General features: G+C 67.2%; 4 protein-coding genes. 3 read left to right on the top strand and 1 reads right to left on the bottom strand.

Annotated elements, in window-relative coordinates:
* Window positions 1-246 precede the first annotated feature (246 nt).
* Together pheA and NA11_RS29365 are read left to right on the top strand one after the other, a co-directional pair.
* The gene (gene pheA / locus NA11_RS29370) at window positions 247-1,161 is read left to right on the top strand and encodes a prephenate dehydratase (RefSeq protein WP_069165283.1); all 915 of its coding nucleotides are present in this window, start codon (window positions 247-249) and stop codon (window positions 1,159-1,161) included.
* Window positions 1,158-1,823 carry a histidine phosphatase family protein gene (locus tag NA11_RS29365; protein ID WP_069165281.1) on the top strand — a complete coding sequence of 222 codons (666 nt, stop codon included), beginning with the start codon at window positions 1,158-1,160 and terminating at the stop codon, window positions 1,821-1,823. The genes pheA and NA11_RS29365 overlap by 4 nt, the downstream gene beginning before the upstream one ends.
* Window positions 1,824-2,954: 1,131 nt before the next feature.
* On the opposite strand, the gene NA11_RS29360 is transcribed toward NA11_RS29365, so the two are convergent.
* Window positions 2,955-3,773, bottom strand: coding sequence for an MBL fold metallo-hydrolase (locus NA11_RS29360; RefSeq protein WP_069165280.1), 819 nt, complete (start codon window positions 3,771-3,773; stop codon window positions 2,955-2,957).
* A 110-nt stretch (window positions 3,774-3,883) separates the two neighbouring features.
* On the opposite strand from NA11_RS29360, the gene NA11_RS29355 reads away from it, so the two are divergent.
* The gene (locus NA11_RS29355) at window positions 3,884-4,495 is read left to right on the top strand and encodes a helix-turn-helix domain-containing protein (RefSeq protein ID WP_084655177.1); all 612 of its coding nucleotides are present in this window, start codon (window positions 3,884-3,886) and stop codon (window positions 4,493-4,495) included.
* The last annotated feature ends 550 nt before the right edge of the window (window positions 4,496-5,045 follow it).

Raw genomic sequence — 5,045 nt, 5'->3', positions numbered from 1 at the left:
GCGCTGCCGCGAGCCCCGACTCATGGTTGCCGGGAACCGGTGGTGGCATTTCGCGGAGTGGGTCGCATGGGTGCACCTCCGGCGCTGCCGCAACCCCCCGACTCACGGTTGCCGGGAACCGGTGGCGGGATTTCGCGGAGTGAGTTCGCCCTGGTGCACCTCCGGCGATCGATAAAACCCATGGTCTGACAGGGGCGGCGACAAATCCGCGGAGCCTTGGTCGCGCACGCAAGTATGGTCGTAACCGTGCCGCGTATCGCGTACTTCGGGCCCTCCGGAACTTTCACCGAGATGGCCCTTGCCGACCTCGAATCCTCGGGAGCCTTTGATGGGGCTGTCGAGCGTATCGCCGCGCCCAGTCAGGGGGCGGCGCTCGAACTGATCCGGTCCGGCGCCGTCGACGGCGCAGTGGTGCCGATCGAGAGTTCGGTCGAGGGCTCGATCTCGGCGACGCTCGATTCGCTGGCCATCGGTCCGCGACTGCAGATCGTCGCGGAGACCGAGCTGGAGGTGACCTTCACGATCCTGGCCAAGCCCGGCATGAGTCTGGCCGAGGTGCGCACGCTGGCCGCCTATCCGGTGGCCGCCGCCCAGGTCCGCGAGTGGGTGGCGCGGCAGCTGCCGCTGGCGCAGGCCTACGTCTCGGCGTCGAATGCGGCGGCGGCCGAGGACGTCACGGCGGGCAAGGCCGACGCCGCGGTCTCGACCGCATTGGCCGGCGAGCGGCTCGGGCTGGTGGCGCTGGCTTCCGGGGTGGCCGATCACGAGCAGGCCATCACCCGCTTCGTGCTCGTCACCCTGCCGCGGGTGGCGCCGCCCGCGACCGGCGCCGACCGCACATCGATCGTGCTCGAGCTGCCGAACGAGCCGGGTTCGCTGATGCGCGCGTTCGCCGAATTCGCTACTCGCGGAATCGATCTGACCAGGATCGAATCCCGGCCGACCCGGACCGGCATGGGCACCTACCGGTTCTATCTCGACTGCGTCGGGCACATCGACGACACCGCGGTCGCCGAGGCATTGAAGGCGTTGCATCGCACCGCGCGGATCCGGTTCCTCGGATCCTGGCCTGCGACGTCGGCCACCGGCACGCCGCCGCCCTCGGACGAAGCGGCCGCGCAGTGGCTGACCCAGCTACGAAAGGGGGTGGCGGATCTGTGAGTACGGGCAAGTTGGTGCTGGTCCGGCACGGGGAGACCGAGGGCAACGTCGCGAAGCTCCTCGACACCAGGGTTCCTGGCCTGCCGCTCACCGAACGCGGTGCGGCACAGGCGAAGACGTTCGGTGAGACGTTGCTCGCCCCGCCGCGAGTGCTCTTCTGCTCGGCGGCGCTACGCGCCCGCCAGACCGCCGGATACATCGAGGCCGCGACCGGCGTCGCTGCCACCGTGCTGGACAACGTGCACGAGGTCCAGGTCGGCGACATGGAGGGCGAGCACAGCCAGGAGGCCCACGCCTACTTCCAGCGGATCTACCGCGCCTGGCACAACGGCGACCTGGACGAGCGGCCACCCGGCGGAGAGTCGGGCCACGAGGTGCTCGCCCGTTTCCTGCCGATCATCGCGGATCTACGCAAGACCTACCTGACACCGGAGTCGACCGGCGATGTGCTGCTGGTCAACCACGGCGCCGCAATGCGCCTGGTCTCCCGCTACCTAGCCGACGTGCTCCCGCCCTTCACTACGAACAACCACCTCGACAACACCGAAACCATCGAGCTGGTCCCCCTGCCCGACGGCGGCTGGGACTGCATTCGCTGGGGCCGTTTCACCCCACCCTTCGGCTACGACGTAGCCCCCACCCCCGACGACCCCATGGGTTGATCGCACTCGACGGTCCGCAGCCGAGTCCTGTTGGGTAGCAACGAACTACCGGTCCGCGTCGTCTGAGGTCGGCTGGGCCACGTCTATGGGAGGCGTTGCCGCTTGCCTGTTGAGCTGCATCCGCTGCGGCCGCTCCACCCCACCCTTCGGCTACGACGTCGCCCCACCCTCACGGGTTGATTGCAGTCGGTGGTGCGCTGCCGAGTCGTGCTGGGTAGCAACGAACTACCAGGCCGCGTCGTCCGAGAGCGACTGGGCCGCATCGATGGGAGGCGTTGCCGCTCGCCCGTTGAGCTACATCCGCTGGGGCCGCTTCACCCCACCCTTCGGCTACGACGCCGCCCCCGCCCCCATGGGTTGACTGCACTCGGTGGTGCGCTGCCGAGTCGCGTTGGGTAGCAACGAACTACCGGGTCGCGTCGTCCGAGGTCGGCTGGGCCACGTCCATCGGAGGCGGTGCAACTTGCCCGTTGCAGCTCAACCGGTGGCAACGCCGCCGTCCCCACTGCCGGCGATCTCACGAGTTGGCCAGGCTCGGTCGTTCGCTGGCGGTGCGTCGCGAATCCTGTTCCGCCACACTGAAACCGAGTGGATCCGCTGCCCGACGGCGGCGGGGACCGTGTCCGTTGCGGCCTTCACCCCACCCTCAACTCCGGCATACGCCACCGCTCCATGGGGATCGGCACCGAGTCGCGGTGGGGCTGCCAGTGCCCCTTCTGGAGTTGGTCGATTGATCATGGGGCACTGGTGCAGGCATCGCCCGAGAAGCCACCTGCACCAGTGCCCCCTCGGTGCGAATCCGCCCGCCCGTCGACCCCGTCGGTCCAGACCGGCGGATACACGATGGGCGGTCATTTGATCCTGCATGGGTTCGCGGGTGAGCAGTCGGGCCCGACGCGATTGCCTCCTTGGCCGCAATCGTGGGCTCGGGGCTGGAGGGCGGCGCGGAGTTCTTCGCGGACAACGCGTTCACGGCCCGCGTGACGATCGGCACCGCGATGGCGCTGGTCGTGCGCGGCAGCGGGATCGCCTTTCCCCGCGAGGCCTACGAGCAATTCCGGCAGCTGCAGCAGCGGACCCGGCCTCCTGATCCGGTGGTGGGATCGCAGGCAGGCGAGCCGACCGGGTCGGTCAGCCTATCTGCCGCGCAAGGTATTCCAGTGCGTAACCTGCACCGGAGGGGGTTACGCGGGCGATGCCGGGTGAGTCGAGGTGTGCGCCGGCTACGAAATGGTCTGGTCGAGTTAGCTGTTCGAGCAGGGCCGCTCGTTCGGCGCGGGCCTGGGACCGGTTGCCGTCGTACTCCCAGCACACGTTCGGCTGCTCGAATTGGAGCGTCGGAACGTGGACGGTGTCGCCCCAGACGAGAAGGTGGCCGGTGCCGCTCCTGACGTCGTAGACGGTGTGACCGGGGGTGTGGCCCGGTGTCGGGACCGCGGTGACCCAGTCATTGATCGCGACCTTCTCCGATACGGGTACTACCCGGTCGCGGATCGGCGCGAGCCGCCCCGTGAACACCGAGGTGTCACCTGCGCCGATCCAGACGCGCTCGAGCTTGGTGAACGCCTCTGCACCGTCCGGCGTGATCAGGCCGCTCACGTGGTCTTCATGGTTGTGGGTGATGGCCACGTCGGTGATTTGTGCGCGGTCGATTCCCGCTTCGTCGAGTGCGCCATAGATCAATCCCATGGTCGGGTCGTGCCAGACGTCGGACGCGCCGGTGTCGATGAGCACCGACCGCGTGCCGTCGGTGACGAAGAAGGCGTTGACCGACAGCCGCAAGTTGTCGCCGACCAGCGGCACGGCGGCAGGCAGTTCATCGAGCGTGCGCCCGTCCTCGCTGCGGAGCCGTGTCTGCGGCATGTCGATGTACCCGTCGCGCAACGAGATCACCTGCAGATCGCCGAATTCGAACGTGGCATGGAGCTGGCCACTCGAGATCTGATGCATGGAAACCTCCGTCGTGCCGGGTGCAGATGGCGTGTCTCTGATAGGAGACCGTATCTTCTTTAGGAGAAACCTACACTGTGGGCAGTTGAGGTGTCCATCGATCGAGGAGCATGGTGGTCGAGCAAGACGGAAACGCGGTCGAACCACAGCACCGTGACGATCTGGCCGGCGCGTTCGGCGCCAATGTGCGGCGACGCCGCGAGGAGGCGGGCCTGACGCTGGAGCAGCTGTCCACGCAGTCGTCGGTCAGTCGGGCGATGCTGTCCAAGGTCGAACGCGGTGAGAAGAGCCCGACGATCGGCGTCGCGTCCAAGATTGCGCACGCGCTCGACGCATCGCTGTCCGACCTGATCGGTGGGGCAGCCGCTACCGCATCTGGTGTAGCCGTTGTCATGCGTAAGCACGCTCGCCCCGTCTTCCGCGACCCGGAAACCGGTTTCGAACGGCACATCGTGTCAGCGGCCCCCGGCGCGGGCGGAGCCGAGATGGTCGCCCACTACCTCCCCGCACAGGTCTCGACCGGGCTGCTGCCCGCCTATCCGCCGGGTACGGAGAAACAACTCGTGGTGCTCGCCGGCACCCTCACCGTCGCGATCGGCGGGATCACCGAGACCCTGAACACCGGCGACTCCCTGTTCTTCCAAGCCGACGCCGACCACGGCTTCGCCAACCGAACAGACGCTCCCTGCGAATACATCATGGTCATCTCGCGCAGAACCTGAACGGCCACAACGTAGTTCGTAATCTCCGCCTGCGTGGCCGAGGTGTCCCGCAACGGTGCAGATACCTACACCGGCACTGACCTCGCAGCCACGCAACCTTTCCGCGAATCCGCACCCTTACCGTGGACCCGCACCCCTTGTGGCAAGCCAGAACGACCTCGTGGCAAGCCCAGAACGAGTGCGGATCCCCAGAGCAAGTGCGGATTGGCGTCTTTGATGGTGACCGCCGAAACCCACACCGTTTCCGTGGATCCCACACAGGCTCCATACGGTTCACAGAGGCTAGAACCCCTGTGAACCGTATGGGAGTTCTGTGGATCCTCGGGCGCGGCCCCGAGAATGGGTGCGAGTCCCGTATACCCGGTGGAGCTAGCGGGACTCGATTTTTTGATCTTGAAGCTCTCGAGACGGGAGCACAGCCAAGTGACCCGGCTGGGACGAGACGCCGCGTGATCGACTGCGGAGGTCAGTCGGGTACGGCAGGCGAAGCAACCACGCTAATCGGGTGCAAACCCCGAGATGCCGTACTCGTCAGGAGACCCGTAGCGCC

The organism is Nocardia altamirensis NBRC 108246 (assembly GCF_001612685.1).
GTDB classification, from domain to species: Bacteria; Actinomycetota; Actinomycetes; order Mycobacteriales; family Mycobacteriaceae; genus Nocardia; species Nocardia altamirensis.
This window is presented reverse-complemented; position numbering and strand designations above follow the sequence as displayed.

Excerpts from the sequence above, each read along its gene's own strand:
- NA11_RS29360 (WP_069165280.1), bottom strand. The coding sequence starts at position 3,773 with ATGCATCAGATCTCGAGTGGCCAGCTCCATGCCACGTTCGAATTCGGC.
- NA11_RS29355 (WP_084655177.1), top strand. The coding sequence starts at position 3,884 with ATGGTGGTCGAGCAAGACGGAAACGCGGTCGAACCACAGCACCGTGAC.